This window comes from Streptomyces sp. NPDC006743 (assembly GCF_040703815.1).
GTDB lineage: Bacteria > Actinomycetota > Actinomycetes > Streptomycetales > Streptomycetaceae > Streptomyces.
Genome location: NZ_JBEYJA010000015.1, coordinates 143465 through 165423, shown reverse-complemented (window position 1 = coordinate 165423; position 21959 = coordinate 143465). Strand labels below are relative to the sequence as shown.

Below are 21959 nucleotides of genomic sequence, written 5' to 3'. Positions count from 1 at the left end.
GCCAGCACCACGTCCGTGGCCTCCTTCACCGCCGCCACGAACTCGTGCCGCCGCGACACCGCCCCGGCCCGCCTCAGCCCCCGTACGCCCCGCTCGCCGTCAGACGCAGCGCCGTGTCGATCAGCGGGACGTGGCTGAAGGCCTGCGGGAAGTTGCCGACCTGGCGCTGCAGGCGGGGATCCCACTCCTCCGCCAGCAGACCGAGGTCGTTGCGCAGGGACAGCAGCTTCTCGAAGAGCTTGCGCGCCTCGTCGACCCGGCCGATCATCGCCAGGTCGTCGGCCATCCAGAACGAGCAGGCGAGGAAGGCGCCCTCGTCGCCGGGGAGGCCGTCGACGCCCGCGTGGTCGCCGTCGGTGGGGTAGCGCAGGATGAAGCCGTCCGAGGTGGACAGCTCCCGCTGGATGGCCTCGATGGTGCCGATGACCCGCTTGTCGTCCGGCGGCAGGAAGCCCATCTGCGGGATCAGCAGCAGGGAGGCGTCCAGCTCGCGCGAGCCGTAGGACTGGGTGAAGGTGTTGCGCTCCTTGTCGTAGCCCTTCTCGCAGACGTCCCGGTGGATCTCGTCGCGCAGGTCCTTCCAGCGGTCCAGCGGGCCCTCGACGTCACCGGACTCCATCAGCTTGATCGTGCGGTCCACGGCGACCCAGGCCATGACCTTGGAGTGCACGAAGTGCCGGCGCGGCCCGCGCACCTCCCAGATGCCCTCGTCCGGCTCCTGCCAGTGCTTCTCCAGGTAGCGGATCAGCTTGAGCTGGAGCAGCGAGGCGTAGTCGTTGCGGGCCAGGCCCGTCATGTGGGCCAGGTGCAGGGCCTCGGTGACCTCGCCGTAGACGTCGAGCTGGAGCTGGTGCGCGGCGCCGTTGCCGACCCGGACCGGGGCGGAGTTCTCGTAGCCGGGCAGCCAGTCCAGCTCCGCCTCGCCGAGTTCGCGCTCGCCGGCGATGCCGTACATGATCTGGAGGTTCTCCGGGTCGCCCGCGACCGCGCGCAGCAGCCACTCGCGCCAGGCGCGGGCCTCCTCGCGGTAGCCGGTGCGCAGCAGCGAGGACAGGGTGATCGCCGCGTCCCGCAGCCAGGTGTAGCGGTAGTCCCAGTTGCGTACGCCGCCGATGTCCTCCGGCAGGGAGGTGGTGGGCGCGGCGACGATGCCGCCGGTGGGGGCGTAGGTCAGGGCCTTCAGCGTGATCAGGGAGCGGACCACGGCCTCACGGTAGGGGCCGTGGTACGTGCAGTGTCCGACCCACTCGCGCCAGAAGTCCTCGGTCGCCTCCAGCGACTGCTCGGGCTCGGGCTCCGGCGGCGCCTCCTTGTGCGAGGGCTGCCAGGAGATGGTGAACGCGATCCGGTCACCGGGAGCGACCGTGAAGTCCGCGTACGTGGTCAGCGACTCGCCGTAGGTCTCCACGGATGTGTCGAACCACACGGAGTCCGGGCCCGCGACCGCGACGGTGCGGGCCTCGTTGCGGTGCACCCAGGGCACGACCCGGCCGTAGGAGAAGCGCATGCGCAGGGCGGAGCGCATCGGCACCCGGCCGGTGACGCCCTCCACGATGCGGATCAGCTGCGGGGCGCCGTCTCGCGGGGGCATGAAATCGGTCACGCGGACGGTGCCGTGCGGGGTGTCCCACTCCGATTCCAGGATCAGCGAGTCGCCGCGGTAGCCGCGCCGGTCGGCGGTGGGCGGCTCGGCACCCTCCGGGAAGGCGGGGCCGAGGCGCCAGAAGCCGTGCTCCTCGGTGCCCAGCAGGCCGGCGAAGATGGCATGCGAGTCGAAGCGGGGCAGGCACAGCCAGTCGACCGTCCCGTCCCGGCAGACCAGGGCAGCGGTCTGCATGTCTCCGATGAGTGCGTAGTCTTCGATGCGCCCGGCCACGTGCAACTCCAGTCGAACGGCCACGTCACCCCGCGATGGGGGCGGTCGCTAGTGCGGTCAAGGGGGGTGTGATGCGTCGTCGAGCGGTGCAGCAGACCGCCGGTCGGCCGTGAGGCAGAACGACAACCTTTGCTCAACGAACTGACGAGCTCTCGTTGTTCCGGTGTGTACGGGCGGGGGTGGTGCCGTTTTTTCCGGCCGGGCTCGGCAGCGAGTGTCCGAGCAGGATACGACGCACGTGGATGATCCGCGTGCCGCTCCGGGCAACCAGCATGCGCCGAACGGGTGAGCCAGGGGTGAGGGATCCGTGACCGTCGCGCACCCGTACCGACGCGTGCGCGGAGCGTGGCCGGAAGCCATCACCGTCCGGCGCTGATACCCTGGTAGCCCGTGGACCGGTGGGCTCGAAACCCCCGAACCGCAGCGACGGCACCCCAGCCGGACAACCCGGGTTCCCCGGGCCGGACCGCCGTACCGCACGACAATCCGCGACCACGGGAGCCCCCTCTTGGCCATGCCGCCCAAATCAACGACGACCAAGCACATCTTCGTCACCGGGGGTGTCGCCTCCTCGCTCGGAAAGGGCCTCACCGCCTCGAGCCTCGGCATGCTCCTCAAGGCCCGGGGCCTGCGCGTCGTGATGCAGAAGCTCGACCCGTACCTGAACGTCGACCCCGGCACGATGAACCCCTTCCAGCACGGTGAGGTCTTCGTCACCAACGACGGCGCCGAGACCGACCTGGACATCGGCCACTACGAGCGCTTCCTCGACCGCGACCTGGACGGCTCGGCCAACGTCACCACCGGCCAGGTGTACTCGACGGTGATCGCCAAGGAGCGGCGCGGCGAGTACCTCGGCGACACGGTGCAGGTCATCCCGCACATCACCAACGAGATCAAGCACCGCATCCGGCGCATGGCCACCGACGAGGTGGACGTCGTCATCACCGAGGTCGGCGGCACGGTCGGTGACATCGAGTCGCTGCCGTTCCTGGAGACCGTCCGCCAGGTCCGCCACGAGGTCGGCCGGGACAACGTCTTCGTGGTGCACATCTCGCTGCTGCCCTACATCGGCCCCTCCGGCGAGCTGAAGACCAAGCCGACCCAGCACTCGGTGGCCGCGCTGCGCAACATCGGCATCCAGCCGGACGCCATCGTGCTGCGCTGCGACCGCGAGGTCCCGACCGCGATCAAGCGGAAGATCTCGCTGATGTGCGACGTCGACGAGGACGCCGTGGTGGCCTGCCCCGACGCCCGCTCGATCTACGACATCCCGAAGGTCGTGCACACCGAGGGCCTGGACGCCTACGTCGTGCGCAAGCTCGACCTGCCCTTCCGCGACGTGGACTGGACCACCTGGGACGACCTGCTCGACCGCGTCCACAACCCCGACCACGAGATCACCCTCGCCCTGGTCGGCAAGTACATCGACCTGCCCGACGCCTATCTGTCGGTCACCGAGGCGCTGCGCGCGGGCGGCTTCGCCAACAAGGCCCGCGTGAAGATCAAGTGGGTCACCTCCGACGACTGCAGGACCCCGGCCGGCGCCAAGGCCCAGCTCTCCGACGTCGACGGCATCTGCATCCCCGGCGGCTTCGGCGACCGGGGGGTGCTCGGCAAGGTCGGCGCGATCCGCTACGCCCGCGAGAACAAGATCCCGCTGCTCGGCCTCTGCCTGGGCCTGCAGTGCATCGTGATCGAGGCCGCGCGCAGCCTCGCCGACATCTCGGACGCCAACTCCACCGAGTTCGACCCGGCCACCGCGCACCCGGTGATCTCCACCATGGCCGAGCAGATGGACATCGTCGCCGGCGAGGGCGACATGGGCGGCACCATGCGGCTGGGCATGTACCCGGCCAAGCTGGCCGAAGGCTCCATCGTGCGCGAGGTCTACGACGGCAAGGAGTACGTCGAGGAGCGCCACCGCCACCGCTACGAGGTGAACAACGCCTACCGCGCCGAACTGGAGAAGAAGGCCGGCATCGTCTTCTCCGGCACCTCCCCGGACGGCAAGCTCGTCGAGTACGTCGAGTACCCGCGCGAGGTCCACCCCTACCTGGTCGCCACCCAGGCCCACCCGGAGCTGCGCTCGCGCCCGACCCGCCCGCACCCGCTGTTCGCCGGGCTGGTGAAGGCCGCCGTCGAGCGGAAGACCGGCAAGTAACGCACCGGTTGTACGGTTGCCGGGGTGCCCGCCGCGACGGTGGGCACCCCGGTTGCGTACAGGTACGGCAAGGTGCGGGAGGACAGGGCATGACGATCAAGGACACCCCCGAGGAGTGGGAGGTCCGGGGGACGCGGACGCCGTTCACCGGGGCCAAGACCTCGATGCGGACCGACGAGGTGGTCATGCCCGACGGCTCGGTGTCCTCCCGCGACTACCAGGTCCACCCCGGCTCCGTGGCCGTGCTCGCCCTGGACGAGCAGGACCGCGTCCTGGTCATCCGGCAGTACCGCCACCCGGTGCGGCAGCGGCTGTGGGAGATCCCGGCCGGACTGCTCGACGTGCCCGGCGAGAACCCCCTGCACGCCGCCCGGCGCGAGCTGTACGAGGAGGCGCACGTCAAGGCGGAGGACTGGCGGGTGCTGACCGACGTCTACACCACGCCCGGCGGCTGCGACGAAGCCGTGCGGATCTTCCTCGCCCGTGACCTGTCCGAGGCGGAGGGCGAGCGCTTCGAGGCCGAGCACGAGGAGACGGACATGGAACTCGACCGGGTGCCGGTCGGGGACCTGGTGCGCGGTGTGCTCGCCGGTGAGCTGCACAACAACTGCCTCGTGGTGGGTGTCCTCGCGCTGGTCGCGGCACGGCAGAGCGGTGAGGGCCTGGACGCGCTGCGTCCGGCACAGGCCCCGTGGCCGGCCCGCCCCTTCGCCTCCTGAACGGGCCGCCGGCCTCCTGGACGGGCGGTCGTGCCTCCTGGACGGGCGGTCGGCTCCCCGAGCCCGCGCCCCGCTCTCCGAGCCGGCCGCTCGCTCCCTGAGCAGGCCGTCGCTCCCCGAGGGGGCCGCCTGCCTCCTCGGCCGGCCGCCCGTTCGCCGGGCCGGCGCCTCGCTCCCTGAATCGGCCGCGCTCTCAGCCGGCCCGGCGCTCTCCGAGTGGCCTGCCCGTTTCCCGGGTGGGCCGCTCCCGAGCGGGCCGCTCGGCCCCTTGAGCGGGCGTGACGGGCCGCACTCCCCTCCGGTGTGACCATCGGCTGATCCGATCGGGCGACCTCGCGCCGCGCTCGTCCCGGAACGTCGCAGAGCGTGAACTAGGCTCTTCAAACGCCCGTACCGGAGTCCCGGCGGGTATGCGCGTGCGGTGGGACGGGAGTGTGGCCCGTGACGGATCAGGCGGTGGACGCAGGTGGCGCGAACCCGTCCGGTGACGACCGGTCGCCGGCGGCCCCCGAGCGCCACTTCCTCGGCCGTGCACGGGAGTTGAAGGAACTGCGCGCCGACATCGCGCGCGCCGGGCTCGACACCATCTCCGGCCGCAAGGCCCCCCGCGCCCGCGTCCTGCTGGTCGCCGGCAGGCCCGGATCCGGCCGCACCGCGCTGGCCGAGGAACTGGTACGGCAGGTCGCGGACCGTTACCCCGACGGTGTGCTGCGGGCCCGGCTCACCGAGCCCGACGGCACCCCGGTCCCGGTCGGCCGCACCGCGGGCGAGCTGCTCACAGCCCTCGGCCTGCCCGCCGCACCGGGCGCCGCCGAGGACGATCTGACCGACGCCCTGCGCACCGCGCTGGCCGAGCGCCGCGTCCTGCTCCTGCTCGACGACGCGGCCGGCGCCGAGCAGGTCGACGCGCTGCTGCCGGACAACGCCGACTGCCTGCTCGTCGCCGTCGCCCAGGGCCCGCTCACCGGCATCGCCGACGTCCGCCCCTGCACCCTGGGCGGGCTCGACACCAAGTCCGCCCTCGACCTGCTCACCCAGCACATCGACCCGGTGCGCGTCACCGTCGACCCGCGTGCCGCCGAGAACCTGGTCGAGGTCTGCCAGGGCCAGCCCGCCGCGCTCACCCTGGCCGGCGGCCTGCTCGCCGCCCATCCCGAGGAGACCGTCTCCGACCTCGCCAAACGGCTGCACGCCGACACAGCGGAGAGCGCCCCGCTCGCCCGCGTCCTGCACCTCGTCCACGCGGACCTGCCGAAGTCCGCCGCCCGGATGCTGCGCCTGCTCGCCCTCGCCCCGGCCGGCGACGTCGACCCGCACACCGCCTCCGCGCTCGCCGGCACCTCCCTGGACGGCGCCCGGCCCCTGCTCGACCGCTTCGCCGCCCTGGGCCTGCTGCGCCCCGTGCCCTCCCCACTGCCCCGCTACGAGGTGCCCGGCTGCCTGCACCCGCTGCTGCTGGCCCTCGCCGAGCGCGAGGAGCGCCCCGCCGAGCTGCAACTGGCCCGGGCCCGGATGCTGGAGCGGACCGTACGGCTGCTCCAGTCCTGCCGGGCGGTCACCGAGACCGACAGCCCTCAGACCCGGGAGAAGCTGAAGAACCTGCCGCCCGCCCTGCGCTTCGCCGACCCGCGGGCCGCCGGACAGTGGCTGCGGTCCCGCAGGGCCGCCCTGCTCGCCGCCGCCCGGCTCGCGGTCGCCGACGGCGAGCTGGACACCCTGGCACGCCGCCTGATGTCCCAGCTGGTGCGGGCCATGGTCGCCCACCTGGGCACCCAGGCCGCGGCCGGTGACCTCTACGGCATCCACGGCCTGGTCCTGGACGTCGCCGAGCGGCAGCGGCTGCCCCGCGAGCAGGCCGCGGCTCTGCTGAACCTGGCCGACCTGGACGCCCGCACCGGCCGCACGGCGAAGGCGCTCGCCCGCTACCGGGCCGCGCTGGACGCCGGACGCGTGGCGAACGACCCGTACGCGACCGGCCGCGCGATGGAATCCGTAGGCGCCGCGCACCAGGAGCTGGGCGACCACGACCGGGCCGCCGACTGGTTCGGCCGCGCCCTGGCCCAGCGGCTGGCGCGCGGCGAGCACGCCGACGCCGCCCGGCTCTACGGCCGGATCGCCGCCGCCCACACCTACGCCGGCCACTACGGCGAGGCGCTGCGCAACTGGCGGGCCGCCGTCGCCGCGCACCGCAGGACGGGCGATGTCGCCGCCCACGCGCGGGCGTTGAGCGAACTGGCCCGGGTCCAGGAGTACGCGGGACGGCCCGAGGAGTGCCTGCGCACCTGCCAGGAGGCGGTCGAGTGGGCCCGCCGCGCCGAGGACGTACGGCTGCAGGCCGCGCTCCAGCTGCGGCTCGGCGACACCCTGGAGCGGCTGGGCGATCCGGCGGCGGCGCAGCTGCACCGGGGGGCCGCCGAACGCCTGCTCGCGGGCGAGATCCGGCCCGGCCAGGCCCCCGTCACGGCCGGAGCGGAGGCCCCCCGAGTCGACACATCACAGGAACAGGACGGGGAGGCCTGCGAAATCCGCAGCACATCCGCTGAAGATTGATGCAATGAAAGGCTAGACAGCGAGAACGCCTTCATTAAACTGGCTCTGCCGCTCGTTCTCCTGCGGTGTCTCCTGGTATGCCCCCGCATGCCGGGGTACGTCTTTATTGCCCCACATTCCCTGAGTCAAGGACCGTGATCGACGTGAAGGTCGGCATCCCCCGCGAGGTCAAGAACAACGAGTTCCGGGTGGCCATCACCCCGGCCGGCGTGCACGAGCTGGTGCGAAACGGCCACCAGGTCGTCGTCGAGCGGAACGCGGGCGTCGGCTCCGCGATCCCGGACGAGGAGTACGTGACGGCCGGTGCCGAGATCCTCGGGACCGCCGACGAGGTCTGGGCCGCCGCCGACCTGCTGCTCAAGGTCAAGGAGCCGATCGCGGAGGAGTACCACCGCCTCCGCAAGGACCAGATCCTCTTCACCTACCTGCACCTGGCCGCTTCCAAGGAGTGCACGGACGCCCTCCTGGAGTCCGGCACCACGGCGATCGCCTACGAGACCGTCGAGCTGCCCAGCCGCGCGCTGCCGCTGCTCGCCCCGATGTCCGAGGTCGCGGGCCGTCTCGCCCCGCAGGTCGGCGCCTACCACCTGATGCGCGCGGCCGGCGGCCGCGGCGTGCTGCCGGGCGGCGTCCCGGGCGTGCCGGCCGGCAAGGCCGTCATCATCGGCGGCGGCGTCTCCGGCTGGAACGCCGCGCAGATCGCCATCGGCCTGGGCTTCCACGTGACCCTGCTCGACAAGGACATCAACAAGCTCAAGGAAGCCGACAAGATCTTCGGCACGAAGATCCAGACCGTCGTCTCCAACGCCTTCGAGCTGGAGAAGGCCTGCCTGGACGCCGACCTCGTGGTCGGTGCCGTCCTCATCCCGGGCGCCAAGGCCCCGAAGCTGGTCACCAACGAGCTGGTGTCGCGGATGAAGGCCGGCAGTGTCCTTGTCGACATCGCGATCGACCAGGGCGGCTGCTTCGAGGACTCCCACCCGACCACGCACGCCGAGCCGACCTTCAAGGTCCACGAGTCCGTGTTCTACTGCGTCGCCAACATGCCCGGCGCGGTCCCCAACACCTCGACCTACGCGCTGACCAACGCGACGCTGCCGTACATCGTCGAACTCGCCAACCGCGGCTGGGTCGAGGCGCTGCGCCGCGACGCCGCGCTCGCCAAGGGTCTCAACACCCATGACGGCAAGGTGGTCTACCGGGAGGTCGCCGAGGCGCACGGCCTGGACCACGTCGAGCTGGAGACGCTGCTCGGCTGAGCCCCGGCGTCGAGGAGTCGACCAAGTCACCCGACGGAAAAAGGCGATACGTCAACTCGTGTCGTCAACGCCACGCACCCGGCCGGACCTTGCCCCACAAGGTCCGGCCGGATGTGTGTATGGTCACTTCGCCGCACACGGCCAACTCGCCTCGAACGCAACCATTCGACCGATTCACGCACCGGTGAAACCTGCTGTGCGACGGTCGTACGCCCTTGACAGAGGGATGTTTCATTGCCGACACATCGGGCCGGGTCCGGCGGATTGTGTTGCTGCGGACGCCCGACACGCCATAGAGTCGCCAACCGTCGGCATGGTGCCACGCTGACCTGTCTAGAAGTTCCCTGGTCACCAAGGAGGTAAGACGACTTGTGAATGAGTCGACATTTTCTCCCGGGGGTGGTCAACCAGGAATGCCTGCGCGGGGCCAGAGCCCCGCGGGGCTCGAGGCTGTCGGCTCCGTCGCTGTGCGCACCTTCGCAGCCCACCAGGGTCACCGGTTCCCGCTGGTGACCCAGCCAGGACACCAGAGCATGGATGGCCATCACGTGAACGCCATGGCCGGCGACGGAAGTGGCGCGCCCCACAACCACTTCGCCGACTACGACGAACTGCCCGAGGGGCACTTCTACGACCCCGACGCCGAGTACGAGCCCGATCCCGAGTACGCGGCCACACTCGCGCCCGACGCGGCCCGCCAGCGCCGTGAGCGCATCGGTCCGACCGGACGCCCGCTGCCGTACTTCCCGATCCCCGGTCCGCTGACCGACCACGGTCCCGCGAAGATCATCGCGATGTGCAACCAGAAGGGCGGCGTCGGCAAGACGACGTCGACCATCAACCTGGGTGCCGCGCTCGCGGAGTACGGACGCCGGGTCCTGCTCGTGGACTTCGACCCGCAGGGCGCGCTGTCGGTGGGTCTCGGCGTCAACCCCATGGAGCTGGACCTCACCGTCTACAACCTGCTCATGGAGCGGGGCATGTCCGCGGACGAGGTCCTGCTGAAGACCGCGGTCCCCAACATGGACCTGCTGCCCAGCAACATCGACCTGTCGGCCGCCGAGGTGCAGCTGGTCTCCGAGGTCGCGCGCGAGTCCACGCTCCAGCGGGCGCTCAAGCCGCTGATGGACGACTACGACTACATCGTCATCGACTGCCAGCCCTCGCTCGGCCTGCTCACCGTGAACGCCCTGACGGCCGCGCACAAGGTGATCGTGCCGCTGGAGTGCGAGTTCTTCGCGCTGCGCGGTGTCGCGCTGCTGACCGAGACGATCGAGAAGGTCCAGGAGCGCCTCAACCCCGACCTGGAGCTGGACGGCATCCTCGCCACGATGTACGACTCGCGCACCGTGCACAGCCGTGAGGTGCTCGCGCGTGTCGTCGAGGCGTTCGACGACCACGTCTACCACACGGTCATCGGGCGCACGGTCCGCTTCCCGGAGACCACGGTCGCCGGTGAGCCGATCACCACGTACGCCTCCAACTCCGTCGGTGCCGCCGCCTACCGCCAGCTCGCCAGGGAGGTGCTCGCCCGGTGTCACGCCGAGTGAGTCTGCCGGGGGCCGACGAACTGTTCCGTACGACAGGGGGGACCGCGCTCCAGGCGTCCACTCCCCGGCGTCAGCCGGGCGGCGAGGCCCGGGTGCCCGCTCCGGCGGGCGAGAGCGACGCCACGGCCGTCCCGGCGGAGGACGCGCCGCAGGCGGTGCCCGCGCAGGGCGGTGACGGCGAGGGCGCCGAGCACGCGGCGGCCGACGCCGAAGGGGCCGAGGCGGGGGAGTCCCGCAGCCGCGGCGCCGCGGGCGCGGAGCGCGGCGGGCGGCGCCAGGCGGCGCCGGAAGGTTCCGCGGCGGGCGCCGCGGGAGCGGCCCGCAAGCGCGGGAGGGCGGCGGCGCGCCGCCCCAGCGGGCGCGAACGGCACGACGAGAAGATCACGGTGTACGTCTCCGCCGAGGAACTCATGGACCTGGAGCACGCGCGCCTGGTGCTCAGGGGCGAGCACGGCCTGGCCGTGGACCGGGGCCGCATCGTGCGCGAGGCGGTCGCCGTGGTCCTGGCCGATCTGGAGTCCCGCGGGGACGCGAGCATCCTCGTCCGCCGGCTGCGCGGACGGTAACGGTAGCCTGCGGAGGCTATGACCTCGAACGACGTTCCGCCCGCAGGCCCGGGCCCCGCCGCCCGCAGGCGTGCGCTGGGGAGGGGGCCGGGGACGAACGCTCCGCTGCCGGAGCCCGCCCCGCCCGCGGCACCTGCCCCGCCGACGGCGCCCGACGCACCGCCGGTGCCCGTCGTGACACCGGATCCCGCCGGCCCGGTTCCGCCGGCCCGGCGGCCCGCGCCCGAGGCGCGCGCGGAGCCGGAGGCGCCCGCGAAGCCTGCTGCCCCCGCCGGAGCGGGCGTCGCCCCGGCGGAACCGGCCGGTCCGCCCGACGAGCGGGCTCCCCGCCGCGGCGGGCCCGGCAGCCCGGTGGGCGCGGACGGCGCCGCGGGCGCGGACGGGACCGGTGGCGCGGACGGCACCGCGGTTGCCGAGGGCGCGCCGGGGGCCGGTGGTGCGGAGGGAGCTGACGACACCGCCGGCACCGAAGGTGCGGGCGGCATCCATGGCGCTGACGGTGCCGGTGGTGCCGGGGGTGCGGACGGCGGCGCGAGCGCCGGGACGGCCGCGAGCGACGACGGCGTCTTCAAGGTCCGCCTCGCCAACTTCGAGGGGCCCTTCGACCTGCTGCTCCAGCTGATCTCCCGGCACAAGCTCGACGTCACCGAGATCGCCCTGTCGAAGGTGACCGACGAGTTCATGGCGCACCTGCGCGCCATGGGACCCGACGGCGACCTGGACCGGACGACCGAGTTCCTGGTGGTGGCGGCCACGCTGCTCGACCTGAAGGCGGCCCGGCTGCTGCCCGCCGCCGAGGTGGAGGACGAGGCCGACCTCGCCCTCCTGGAGGCCCGGGACCTGCTCTTCGCCCGCCTGCTCCAGTACCGCGCGTACAAGCAGATCGCCGACATCTTCAACGGGCGGCTCGACGAGGAGGCCCGGCGCCACCCCCGTACCGTCGGGCTCGAACCGCACCACGCGGAGCTGCTGCCCGAGGTCGTCATCAGCATCGGCCCGGAGGGGTTCGCGCGGCTCGCCGTCAAGGCGATGCAGCCCAAGCCGAAACCGCAGGTGTACGTGGACCACATCCACGCACCGCTGGTCAGCGTGCAGGAACAGGCGGGGATCGTCGTCGCGCGGCTGCGGGAACTGGGGGAGGCCAGCTTCCGCGCGCTGGTCGAGGACACCGACGACACCCTGACCGTCGTGGCGCGGTTCCTCGCGCTGCTGGAGCTGTACCGCGAGAAGGCCGTGGCGCTCGACCAGGAGACGGCGCTCGGCGACCTGCTCGTGCGCTGGACCGGCGGGGACGGCGACGCGCGGACCATGGTGACCGACGAGTTCGACCGGCCGCGCGAAGCACCCGCCGAACCAGGGGCGGACGACCCCGCGGCGGACGGGCCCGGACCGGCCGGCCCCGGACAGGACGAGCCCGGCATGAGTGAGCCCCGGGGAGAAGAGGAGGAGAAGGCGTGAGCGAGGAGACCACCGAACTGCCCGCGGGCCTGCGCGGCGTCGCCGGCCTCGGCCTCAAGCCCGCCCTGGAGGCCGTCCTGATGGTCGTGGACGAACCCGCCACGGAGGAACTGCTGGCGAAGACGCTCCAGCGGCCCCGGCGGCAGGTCGCGGACGCGCTGCGGGAGCTGGCCGACGAGTACACCGTGCAGGGGCGCGGCTTCGAACTGCGGCGGGTCGCCGGCGGCTGGCGCTTCTACACCCGCCCCGAGTACGCCGCCGCCGTCGAGGGCTTCGTCCTGGACGGGCAGCAGGCCCGGCTCACCCAGGCCGCGCTGGAGACCCTGGCGGTGGTCGCCTACCGCCAGCCGGTCAGCCGCAGCAGGGTCTCCGCCGTCCGCGGAGTCAACTGCGACGGCGTGATGCGCACCCTCCTCCAGCGCGGACTGGTCGAGGAGGCGGGCGCGGAACCCGAAACAGGTGCGATCCTGTACAGGACGACGAACTACTTCCTGGAGCGGATGGGCCTGCGCGGTCTGGACGAGCTCCCGGAGCTGGCGCCCTTCCTCCCGGAGGCGGAGGCGATCGAGGCCGAGACCCAGGAAGCCGTACCGTCGTTCGACCCGGACGCCCCGGACCCCGACGAGGGTCACGGGACGCACATGACTGACACGACGACGACGGAACTTTGATGCGAAGCAGCGGCAGCGGCAAGAACGGCGGGCGCGGTAACCACCGCGGCGCCGGCAACGACAGGGACCAGAAGCAGGGGCAGGGCCGCCCCCGCAAGCCCCGCCCCGAGGAGCGCCGCTACGACGTGGGCCCCGGCGCCACCAAGGACGGCCCGAAGGCGGGGCGCGGCGGCGCGGCCCGGGGCGGTGCCAAGGGCGGCCCGAAGAAGGCCGAGGCCCAGCGCGGGCGGTCGGCGCCCGCGCGCTCCCGTGAGTACGAGGCGCGCGCCGAGGAGCGCAATCGCGAGCGCTACGCGGGCAAGAAGGAAGTCAAGCTGCCCAAGACCTTCCCGGGCGCCGAGCAGGAGGGCGAGCGGCTGCAGAAGGTGCTCGCCCGCGCCGGATACGGTTCGCGGCGCGCCTGCGAGGAGCTGATCGAGCAGGCCAGGGTCGAGGTCAACGGCGAGATCGTCCTGGAGCAGGGCCGCCGGGTCGACCCGGAGAAGGACGAGGTCAAGGTCGACGGTCTGACCGTGGCCACGCAGTCGTACCAGTTCTTCTCGCTGAACAAGCCCGCCGGTGTCGTCTCCACCATGGAGGACCCCGAGGGCCGGCAGTGCCTCGGCGACTACGTCACCAACCGCGAGACGCGCCTGTTCCACGTCGGCCGGCTCGACACCGAGACCGAGGGTGTCATCCTGCTCACCAACCACGGTGAGCTGGCGCACCGCCTGACCCACCCCAAGTACGGCGTGCGCAAGACCTACCTCGCGCACATCGTCGGCCCGATCCCGCGCGACCTGGGCAAGCGCCTCAAGGACGGCATCCAGCTCGAGGACGGCTACGCGCGCGCGGACCACTTCCGGGTCGTCGAGCAGACCGGCAAGAACTACCTCGTCGAGGTCACCCTGCACGAGGGCCGCAAGCACATCGTGCGGCGCATGCTCGCCGAGGCCGGTTTCCCGGTCGACAAGCTGGTCCGCACCGCGTTCGGCCCCATCACCCTGGGCGACCAGAAGTCGGGCTGGCTGCGCCGCCTGTCCAACACCGAGGTCGGCATGCTGATGAAGGAAGTCGACCTGTAGGCCGTACGCCCCGGCCCGGGGCCGGTTCCGGGCGCGGGACCGGAACTCCGGCCGGGCCCGGCGGCCGGTGTGCGCGGACGGGCCGACGGTGCCGCGCCTCCGCCCGGGGCCCGCGCCCGGGCCGGTGTGCGCAGAAGGGCGGACCGTGCCGCCGCCGGTCTGGGTCCGTCCCGGCCGCCCGGGTCCGTCTAGGCGGGACCGGGCGGGTGGTGGGCGAGGGCCGAGGCGTGGCGGACACGGAACAGGAAGTCCTCCACGCGCCGCTGGTCGGGTTCCGCGGGGAGCGGGGTGCGCCGGCACGCCCGCTCGGCCTCGTCGGCCAGGCGGCCCGCCCAGGACTCCACCTCGGACCAGGAGACCTCGCCGCGCTTCACGGCCAGCAGACGGGGCCGCGCGTCGCCGACGTCGAGGGCCAGGCGCCCCGTGCGCAGCAGGTCCCGGGCGCCCGCCAGCAGCCGCAGCAGATGCATCGCGTGCTTCCAGCGCGGGGCGCCGTGCGCGCGTACGTCGGCGTCGAGCCTGCGGCGCTGGTCGCGGGCGTAACCGATGAAGGTGGCGTACACCCTGCGGGACAGGAACGCCTCACGCAGGGCGAGCAGTTCCCGGCCGGTGCCGTCGGCGTGCTCCACGAGCGGGGAGTGCAGGCACTCCAGGATGTTCGGATTGCCGCGCAGCGCCAGTGCGCAGAAACGCTCCAGTTCCCAGCTGAACTGTTCGGGCCGAGGCCCGTCCACGTGGGTCGGAGGCTTCTCGAAGCGCCAGAAGAGCGGGGCGGGGGCGACGAAGACACCACGACGGTCCGTGTCACTGCTCTCCGTCGCCAGCCCGAAAGCCCGCGAGCCCATCACACAGGCGTAGATCGTGTGGTCGCGTACCAGGTCCTCGGGCTGCATGCCCGGGAGCGTACGCGGACCGTCAGGCCAGGTGGATGGAATTTCCCTCCACCTTGATCTCCTTGGGGGCCAGCGGGCGGGCCGCCGGGCCGTGGGCCACCGAGCCGTCCGCGGCATGGAACATGCTGCCGTGGCAGGGGCAGGCGATGGTGCCGTTCTCCACCGACGCGACCGTGCAGCCCTGGTGGGTGCAGATCGCGGAGAAGGCCTTGAACTGGCCCTTCACCGGCTGGGTGACGACGACCCCGTGCTCCTTGATGATCTTTCCGCCGCCGACCGGGACGTCACTGGTCCGCGTCAGTTCCTCGCCGGCGACCGTGCTGTGCGACGGGGACGCGGCGGCGGCCGTGGTCGGCGGGGCCGTGGACGGGGTCCGCGGTGCCGCCGAGGCGGCGTCCGCGGCGGACGAACTGCCGCCGCCCGAGTTCGAGTCGCTGCAGCCGGCGGCGAGTGCCGCCGCGGCGCCCGTTGCGAGAACCGTGCGCCGGGTCGATCCCTGAGTCATGCCGTCACTCCGAGGGGTGCCGAGGTGGGGGGAGCCGCTCCGATCGGAGCGGAAGCATCTTCGCACCGAAGACTCCCAAGTCGAAGTAAATCGGCGTCGAGTGGTGCAAATGGTGCAGCGCTGTGCGCCTGCTCGCGGCCGGACGCGTACTCGCCCCTGGCTCCAGGGCGTACCCGCCCCTCCGTCCACGCGTGTACTCGCCCCCGGCCCCGGCGCGTTACTCGCCCCGCCCTGGCCCGGACCGCCCCGCCCTGGCCCGTAACCGTCCCGTCCCGGCCCGTACCCGCCTCCAGCGGGAAGCCGCCCCCGCCCCGGTGGCTTCGCCTCCTCCCGTCTCAGCGGGCGGGCGCCGCGCGGGACGCGCCCGCCGCCTGACTAGGCTGGTCGGCCACGAGCCGGTACACCGGTGCACGACAACCGGTACACACGTCAGCGAGGAGCAGCGCCGTGGCGGTACGAGCGGTCCGGGGGGCCGTCCAGCTGGAACAGGACGACGCCGGTCACATGAGCGAGCAGGTCGGGGCCCTGCTGAGGGCCGTCCTGGAGCGCAACGGCCTGACCCCCGACGACCTGATCAGCATCTGGTTCACGGCCACCCCCGACCTGCACAGCGACTTCCCCGCCGTCGCCGCCCGCCGGCTCGGCATCGTCGACGTACCGTTGATCTGCGCGCAGGAGCTGGACATCGAGGGCGCGATGCCCCGCGTGGTCCGTGTCCTCGCGCACATCGAGACCGACCGGCCGCGCGCCGAGATCGCCCACGTCTACCTCGGGGCGGCGGCCGCCCTGCGCAAGGACATCGCCCAGTGAGGAACGCACTCGTCATCGGCACCGGCCTGATCGGCACCTCGGCCGCCCTGGCGCTCGTCCGGCGCGGGGTGAACGTGCACCTGGCCGACCGGGACCCCGAGCAGGTCCGTACCGCCGTCGCGCTCGGCGCCGGCACGGGCGAGGCGCCCGAAGGAGCCGTCGACCTGGCGATCGTGGCCGCCCCGCCCGCGCACGTCGCCGGGGTGCTCGCGGACGCCATGCGCCGGGGCGTGGCCCGCGGCTACCTGGACGTGGCCAGCGTCAAGGGCGGCCCGCGCCGCGAGCTGGAGTCGCTCGGCCTGGACCTCAGCGGCTACATCGGCACCCACCCCATGTCGGGCCGGGAGAAGTCCGGCCCGCTGGCCGCGACCGCCGACCTCTTCGAGGGCCGCCCCTGGGTGCTCACCCCCACCCGCGACACCGACACCGAGGTCCTCAACCTCGCCCTGGAGCTGGTCTCCCACTGCCATGCGGTCCCGGTCGTCATGGACGCCGACGCCCACGACCGCGCGGTGGCCCTCGTCTCCCACATGCCCCAGCTGGTCTCCAGCACGGTCGCCGCGCGTCTGGAGCACGCCGAGGAGGCGGCCGTGCGGCTGTGCGGGCAGGGCATCCGGGACGTCACGCGGATCGCCGCCTCCGAGCCGCAGATGTGGATCGACATCCTCTCGGCGAACCCGGGCCCGGTCGCCGACCTGCTCGCCGACGTCGCCGCCGACCTGGACGAGACGGTGCGGGCCCTGCGGGCACTGCAGTCCTCCGACGAGGCCAAGCGACTGGAGGGCGGTGCCGGTGTCGAGGACGTGCTGCGGCGGGGCAACGCCGGACGGGTCCGGGTGCCCGGCAAGCACGGCTCCGCGCCCCGGGCGTACGAGGTCGTCGCCGTGCTCATCGACGACCAGCCGGGACAGCTGGCCCGCATCTTCGCCGACGCCGGGACGGCCGGCGTCAACATCGAGGACGTCCGCATCGAGCACGCCACCGGGCAGCAGGCCGGCCTGGTGCAGCTGATGGTCGAGCCGAAGGCGGTCCCCGTGCTGACGGCGGCCCTGCGGGAACGGGGCTGGGCGCTGCGGCAGTGAGGACCGGGGCCCACGCGGCGGCGGGGCCGGACCCCGCTGCGCGGGGGCCGCACCCTCCGGCAGTCGGAGGGCGCCCGGGCAGCCAGTAACCTTGTGCGGGGGCCCCTGGGTCCCGCACACCCGCCCGCCACCCTTCACCAGGAAGGTGCCCCGCTGTGGAACACGGCGCCGCCCGGACCGCCCAGCCCGTGATTGTCGCCATCGACGGCCCCTCCGGCACGGGCAAGTCGAGCACGTCGAAGGCCGTGGCCGCGCAGCTCGGCCTGAGCTACCTGGACACCGGCGCCCAGTACCGGGCGATCACCTGGTGGATGGTGACCAACGGGATCGACATAGAAGACCCGACCGCCGTCGCCGCCGTGGCCGGCAAGCCCGTGATCGTCTCCGGCACCGACCCGGCGCACCCGACGATCACCGTCGACGGCGTGGACGTCGCCGGCCCGATCCGCACCCAGGAGGTCACCTCCAAGGTCAGCGCCGTCAGCGCCGTGCCGGAGGTGCGGACCGTCATCACCGAGCTGCAGCGCTCCCTGGCCGGCGGCGCCGAGCACGGCATCGTCGTCGAGGGCCGCGACATCGGCACGACGGTGCTGCCGGACGCCGACCTGAAGATCTTCCTCACCGCCTCGCCCGAGGCCCGTGCCGCCCGCCGCAGCGGCGAGCTGAAGAACACCGACGTGCACGCCACCCGCGAGGCCCTGATCAAGCGGGACGCGGCCGACTCCAGCCGCAGCACCTCCCCGCTGGCCAAGGCGGACGACGCGGTCGAGGTCGACACCACCGACCTCACGCTGGCCCAGGTCATCGAGTGCGTCGTCACCCTCGTCGAGGAGAAGCGGGGCGCCGGGCAGGCGCGGGCCGCCGAGGAGAAGCGGGCGGCACTGTGAGTCTTCCGTCCAAGCGGTCGGCGGCCGTGCCGTCGGAGCGCGGCGCGGACGTCGGCCGCCGTATCGGCGTCGGGCTGATGTACGGGCTGTGGCGCCCGCGGGTGCTGGGCGCCTGGCAGGTGCCGGCGAGCGGCCCGCTGATCTTCGCCGTCAACCACTCGCACAACGTCGACGGCCCGATGGTCATGGGCGTGGCGCCCCGGCCGGTGCACTTCCTGATCAAGAAGGAAGCGTTCGTCGGCCCCCTCGGATCCTTCCTGACCGGCATCGGCCAGCTCCCGGTGGACCGGCACAGCGCCGACCGCACGGCGATCACGCGGGCGCTGGGCGTCCTGGAGCAGGGCGGCGCCCTCGGAATCTTCCCCGAGGGCACCCGCGGCGAGGGCGACTTCGCCTCGCTGCGCGCGGGCCTGGCCTACTTCGCCGTCCGCAGCGGGGCGCCGATCGTCCCGGTCGCCGTCCTGGGAAGTTCCGAGCGGCGGGGACGGTTGATAAAGGGGCTGCCTCCGCTGCGCTCGCGCGTGGACGTGGTCTTCGGCGAGCCCTTCGAGGCCGGCGACGGCAGCGGCAGGCGCACCCGGCGGGCGCTGGACACGGCCACCGAGCACATCCAGAAGCAGCTCGCCGACCACCTGGAAAACGCCAGGCGCCGCACCGGGCGCTGAGCGACACTCGAGTAGTGGATCACCGCGAACGGCTGTGTTCCACCGACCACCACGATGAACTACGAGGTACGGACTTCATGAACGACGACATCCAGCCCGACGGCTCGGCCGAGCACGAGTACGAGCACGGGGCGCTCGGTGACGCCGAGTACGCGGAGTTCATGGAGCTGGCCGCCGAAGAGGGCTTCGACCCGGAGGACGTGGAGGGCGCCATCGAGGCCGCCGGACACGGCCCGCTGCCCGTGCTCGCCGTCGTCGGCCGCCCCAATGTCGGCAAGTCGACCCTGGTGAACCGGATCATCGGCCGCCGTGAGGCGGTCGTCGAGGACAAGCCCGGCGTCACCCGCGACCGCGTCACCTACGAGGCCGAGTGGGCGGGCCGCCGCTTCAAGGTCGTCGACACCGGCGGCTGGGAGCAGGACGTCCTCGGCATCGACGCCTCCGTCGCCGCCCAGGCCGAGTACGCCATCGAGGCCGCCGACGCGGTCGTCTTCGTCGTCGACGCCAAGGTCGGCGCCACCGACACCGACGAGGCCGTCGTCCGGCTGCTGCGCAAGGCCGGCAAGCCGGTGGTGCTGTGCGCCAACAAGGTCGACGGCCCCAGCGGCGAGGCCGACGCCTCCTACCTGTGGTCCCTCGGCCTCGGTGAGCCGCACCCGGTCTCGGCGCTGCACGGCCGGGGCACCGGCGACATGCTGGACCGGGTCCTGGAGGCGCTGCCCGAGGCGCCGCGCGAGAGCTTCGGCGGCACCGGCGTCGGCGGCCCGCGCCGCATCGCCCTGATCGGCCGCCCCAACGTGGGCAAGTCGTCCCTGCTGAACAAGGTGGCCGGCGAGGAGCGCGTCGTCGTCAACGAGCTGGCGGGCACCACCCGCGACCCGGTCGACGAGCTGATCGAACTGGGCGGCGTCACCTGGAAGTTCGTCGACACCGCCGGTATCCGCAAGCGGGTCCACCTCCAGCAGGGCGCCGACTACTACGCCTCCCTGCGCACCGCCGCCGCCGTGGAGAAGGCCGAGGTCGCCGTCATCCTGATCGACGGCTCCGAGTCCATCTCCGTGCAGGACCAGCGGATCGTCACCATGGCCGTCGAGGCGGGCCGCGCGATCGTCCTCGCCTTCAACAAGTGGGACACCCTCGACGAGGAGCGCCGCTACTACCTGGAGCGGGAGATCGAGACGGAGCTGGGCCAGGTCGCCTGGGCCCCGCGCGTGAACGTCTCGGCCCGCACCGGCCGGCACATGGAGAAGCTGGTCCCGGCGATCGAGACCGCGCTGGCCGGCTGGGAGACCCGGGTGCCCACCGGCCGCCTCAACGCCTTCCTGGGCGAGCTGGTCTCCGCCCACCCGCACCCGATCCGGGGCGGCAAGCAGCCGCGTATCCTCTTCGGCACGCAGGCGGGCACCAAGCCGCCGCGGTTCGTCCTGTTCGCCTCCGGCTTCATCGAGGCGGGCTACCGGCGTTTCATCGAGCGCCGGCTGCGCGAGGAGTTCGGTTTCGAGGGCACCCCGATCCACATCTCGGTGCGGGTGCGCGAGAAGCGCGGCGCGAAGAAGAAGTGACGCGGGCGCGCGGATGACGCGCGCGACGTGAGAGGGCGGTCCCCGCACCGGGGACCGCCCTTTCCCTGTCCGTACACCGTGCGTACGCCGCCCCCGCCTTCCGCGCTGCCCGTGGCCGCTGCCGGGGCGCGCTGTCCGCGGTCGTCCGCGCGCCCTTCCGCAGGCGCCCGCGGGCCGCCGTTGCGCGGCCTGTACGCCTCCGTGGCCGTGCGCGAGCCGTCCCGCGGGCGATCCACGCGCGGACGTCCCGCGCTCGCAGACCGCGCCGCCCCTGCGCCGACGGCCGTCAGGTGGCGCGGCGCGGGGCGGGCGGCAGCGCCGCCGGGACGTGCTGCATCCCGGTGCCGTTCTCCTGCCGCTCCAGCGTCCCGACGCGCTGCCACTGCGTCTGCTGCTGCCCCGTGCTGTGCCGGGTGCTGTAGGCGCCCGCGCCGTAGGCGATGTACGCGTTCGCCCCCGCGCCGAGGTCCCCGAACGCGACGAAGCCCAGGTCCTCCTCACCGCTCCGGTCGCCCGGCAGCGTCCGGTAGGACTTGACGTACTCGGCGTAGAGCGCGTCGTAGATCGGCGTGGTGGACGGGCCGGCCGGATCCTGGGCCGGCCGTGCGGACCGGATCGGCTGGTAGGGCTGGCGGCGGGGAACGTCATATGCGTGCACGTATGTCCAAACGACCCCGAACCGGAAGGGATGCGGCTGTGACGGCTCAGGTCCCGGCGAGCGGCAGCGTCGCAGCGACCAGCCTGCCCTGCGCCGCCGCCTTGTCCAGCGCGTTGCGCAGCAGGTCCTCGCGCGGCTGGCGGCCGATGGAGCCGACCGGCGCCGCGAACATCAGCACCTGCTGGTGCTTGTTGGCCGCCGCCCGCCAGCCCTCGGTGACCTGGAGGGGCTGGTGCGCCTGCCACCAGGCCGCCGGCCGGCCGCCCTCGGCCCCGGGCTGGAGAACGGCGTGCAGCTGCCCCATGGCCAGCAGCACCGACCAGCCGTGCAGGACGGGCGGGACGGATTCGAGGCCGGCCACGGGCGTGTAGCCCTGCTCGGTCAGGAGTGTCAGGAACTCGTCGCCGGGGCCGGTCGAGCCCGGTCGCACGATGGGCGCGGTCGGTTCGACGACCAGCGCGGGATGCAGCTCCCCGGCGACCAGGACGAGACCGCTGGTCACACCGAGCACGGCCGGCTCCTGGGCCCCCTGCCGGGCGGCGGCCTCCGGAGCGGCCTGCTGCGGCACGCCCTGGGCGGGCCCCCCGGCGGCGCTCTGGCCGCCCGTGTCCGCGTTGATGGAGCGGACCGCGCCGCGCAGTTGCTCCTCGGTGACCTGGACCACCTGGGAGGGCAGGCAGGTGGCGTGGGCGAAGGCGAGGACGGCGGTCTCGTCCCCGACGAAGAGGACGGTGCTGGTGCGCTCCTGTTCGGAGTCGCCGGGGGTGCGGCAGGACGTGCAGTCGTAACTGCCCGGGGCGTTCTCTCCGGCGAGCAGCCGGTCGGCTTCTTCGTCGCCGATCTCGGCGCGTACGGCGTCGCTGACGTCGAGCATGCGCGGCACGGGTGGCTCCTCGGGATGCGGTGCGTGGCGGGACCGGGTGGCTCCCGGCCCATGAACCGGGAGGGCCCCCGGCTCATGAAGAAGACAACGGGCGATCCGCGGGGGGAGTCACGCCCTGCGGCACACGGAATCCGGCC

Annotated in this window: 19 protein-coding genes; 14 read left to right on the top strand and 5 right to left on the bottom strand. The window is 72.9% G+C overall.

Annotated features, from left to right (window positions below):
* Nucleotides 1–73: 73 nt before the first annotated feature.
* On the bottom strand, nt 74–1876 hold the full coding sequence (locus ABZ719_RS15945; protein WP_366725770.1) for a glycoside hydrolase family 15 protein: 1803 nt from the start codon (nt 1874–1876) through the stop codon (nt 74–76).
* Between the two features lie 514 nt (nt 1877–2390).
* Here ABZ719_RS15945 and ABZ719_RS15940 point away from each other — a divergent pair.
* From ABZ719_RS15940 to ABZ719_RS15900, 9 genes are all read left to right on the top strand, one after another.
* Nucleotides 2391–4040 carry a CTP synthase gene (locus ABZ719_RS15940; RefSeq protein ID WP_366725761.1) on the top strand — a complete coding sequence of 550 codons (1650 nt, stop codon included), beginning with the start codon at nt 2391–2393 and terminating at the stop codon, nt 4038–4040.
* A gap of 89 nt (nt 4041–4129) precedes the next feature.
* Complete coding sequence (locus ABZ719_RS15935) at nt 4130–4759, top strand: NUDIX hydrolase (protein ID WP_366725760.1); 630 nt, start codon at nt 4130–4132, stop codon at nt 4757–4759.
* Between the two features lie 441 nt (nt 4760–5200).
* A complete protein-coding gene (locus tag ABZ719_RS15930) occupies nt 5201–7309 on the top strand; it encodes a tetratricopeptide repeat protein (protein WP_366725759.1) in 2109 nt (702 codons plus the stop codon).
* 134 nt (nt 7310–7443) lie between these two features.
* A complete protein-coding gene (gene ald / locus ABZ719_RS15925; RefSeq protein ID WP_366725758.1) occupies nt 7444–8568 on the top strand; it encodes an alanine dehydrogenase in 1125 nt (374 codons plus the stop codon).
* Nucleotides 8569–8981: 413 nt separating this feature from the next.
* Complete coding sequence (locus tag ABZ719_RS15920) at nt 8982–10118, top strand: ParA family protein (RefSeq protein WP_078884225.1); 1137 nt, start codon at nt 8982–8984, stop codon at nt 10116–10118.
* A complete protein-coding gene (locus tag ABZ719_RS15915; RefSeq protein ID WP_366725757.1) occupies nt 10103–10684 on the top strand; it encodes a hypothetical protein in 582 nt (193 codons plus the stop codon). The genes ABZ719_RS15920 and ABZ719_RS15915 overlap by 16 nt, the downstream gene beginning before the upstream one ends.
* 18 nt (nt 10685–10702) lie before the next feature.
* Nucleotides 10703–12142: a segregation/condensation protein A gene (locus ABZ719_RS15910; RefSeq protein WP_366725756.1), complete on the top strand. Its 1440-nt coding sequence runs from the start codon at nt 10703–10705 to the stop codon at nt 12140–12142.
* Nucleotides 12139–12813 carry an SMC-Scp complex subunit ScpB gene (gene scpB, locus ABZ719_RS15905; RefSeq protein WP_366725755.1) on the top strand — a complete coding sequence of 225 codons (675 nt, stop codon included), beginning with the start codon at nt 12139–12141 and terminating at the stop codon, nt 12811–12813. The genes ABZ719_RS15910 and scpB overlap by 4 nt, the downstream gene beginning before the upstream one ends.
* On the top strand, nt 12813–13877 hold the full coding sequence (locus ABZ719_RS15900) for a pseudouridine synthase (RefSeq protein ID WP_366725754.1): 1065 nt from the start codon (nt 12813–12815) through the stop codon (nt 13875–13877). Before scpB ends, ABZ719_RS15900 begins: the two co-directional genes overlap by 1 nt.
* Nucleotides 13878–14065: 188 nt before the next feature.
* Here the strand turns inward: ABZ719_RS15900 and ABZ719_RS15895 are convergent, their stop codons facing one another.
* A complete protein-coding gene (locus tag ABZ719_RS15895; RefSeq protein ID WP_366725753.1) occupies nt 14066–14770 on the bottom strand; it encodes a nucleotidyltransferase domain-containing protein in 705 nt (234 codons plus the stop codon).
* A 22-nt stretch (nt 14771–14792) separates the two neighbouring features.
* Nucleotides 14793–15275, bottom strand: coding sequence for a Rieske (2Fe-2S) protein (locus ABZ719_RS15890; RefSeq protein WP_366725752.1), 483 nt, complete (start codon nt 15273–15275; stop codon nt 14793–14795).
* 447 nt (nt 15276–15722) lie between these two features.
* On the opposite strand from ABZ719_RS15890, the gene aroH reads away from it, so the two are divergent.
* The 5 genes from aroH to der all read left to right on the top strand — a co-directional run bounded on the left by aroH (nt 15723) and on the right by der (nt 20281).
* A complete protein-coding gene (gene aroH, locus ABZ719_RS15885; RefSeq protein WP_037860616.1) occupies nt 15723–16085 on the top strand; it encodes a chorismate mutase in 363 nt (120 codons plus the stop codon).
* On the top strand, nt 16082–17167 hold the full coding sequence (locus ABZ719_RS15880; protein WP_366725751.1) for a prephenate dehydrogenase: 1086 nt from the start codon (nt 16082–16084) through the stop codon (nt 17165–17167). The genes aroH and ABZ719_RS15880 overlap by 4 nt, the downstream gene beginning before the upstream one ends.
* A 155-nt stretch (nt 17168–17322) precedes the next feature.
* Nucleotides 17323–18054 carry a (d)CMP kinase gene (gene cmk, locus ABZ719_RS15875; protein WP_366725750.1) on the top strand — a complete coding sequence of 244 codons (732 nt, stop codon included), beginning with the start codon at nt 17323–17325 and terminating at the stop codon, nt 18052–18054.
* 77 nt (nt 18055–18131) lie between these two features.
* Entirely contained in the window at nt 18132–18719 is a 588-nt protein-coding gene (locus tag ABZ719_RS15870; RefSeq protein ID WP_366725769.1) for a lysophospholipid acyltransferase family protein, read from the top strand.
* Nucleotides 18720–18796: 77 nt separating this feature from the next.
* A complete protein-coding gene (gene der / locus ABZ719_RS15865) occupies nt 18797–20281 on the top strand; it encodes a ribosome biogenesis GTPase Der (RefSeq protein ID WP_366725749.1) in 1485 nt (494 codons plus the stop codon).
* Between the two features lie 286 nt (nt 20282–20567).
* Here der and ABZ719_RS15860 read toward each other — a convergent pair whose 3' ends face one another.
* Both ABZ719_RS15860 and ABZ719_RS15855 read right to left on the bottom strand, forming a co-directional pair.
* On the bottom strand, nt 20568–20939 hold the full coding sequence (locus ABZ719_RS15860; RefSeq protein ID WP_366725748.1) for a hypothetical protein: 372 nt from the start codon (nt 20937–20939) through the stop codon (nt 20568–20570).
* Nucleotides 20940–20985: 46 nt separating this feature from the next.
* Complete coding sequence (locus ABZ719_RS15855; protein ID WP_366725747.1) at nt 20986–21822, bottom strand: hypothetical protein; 837 nt, start codon at nt 21820–21822, stop codon at nt 20986–20988.
* Nucleotides 21823–21959: the final 137 nt, after the last annotated feature.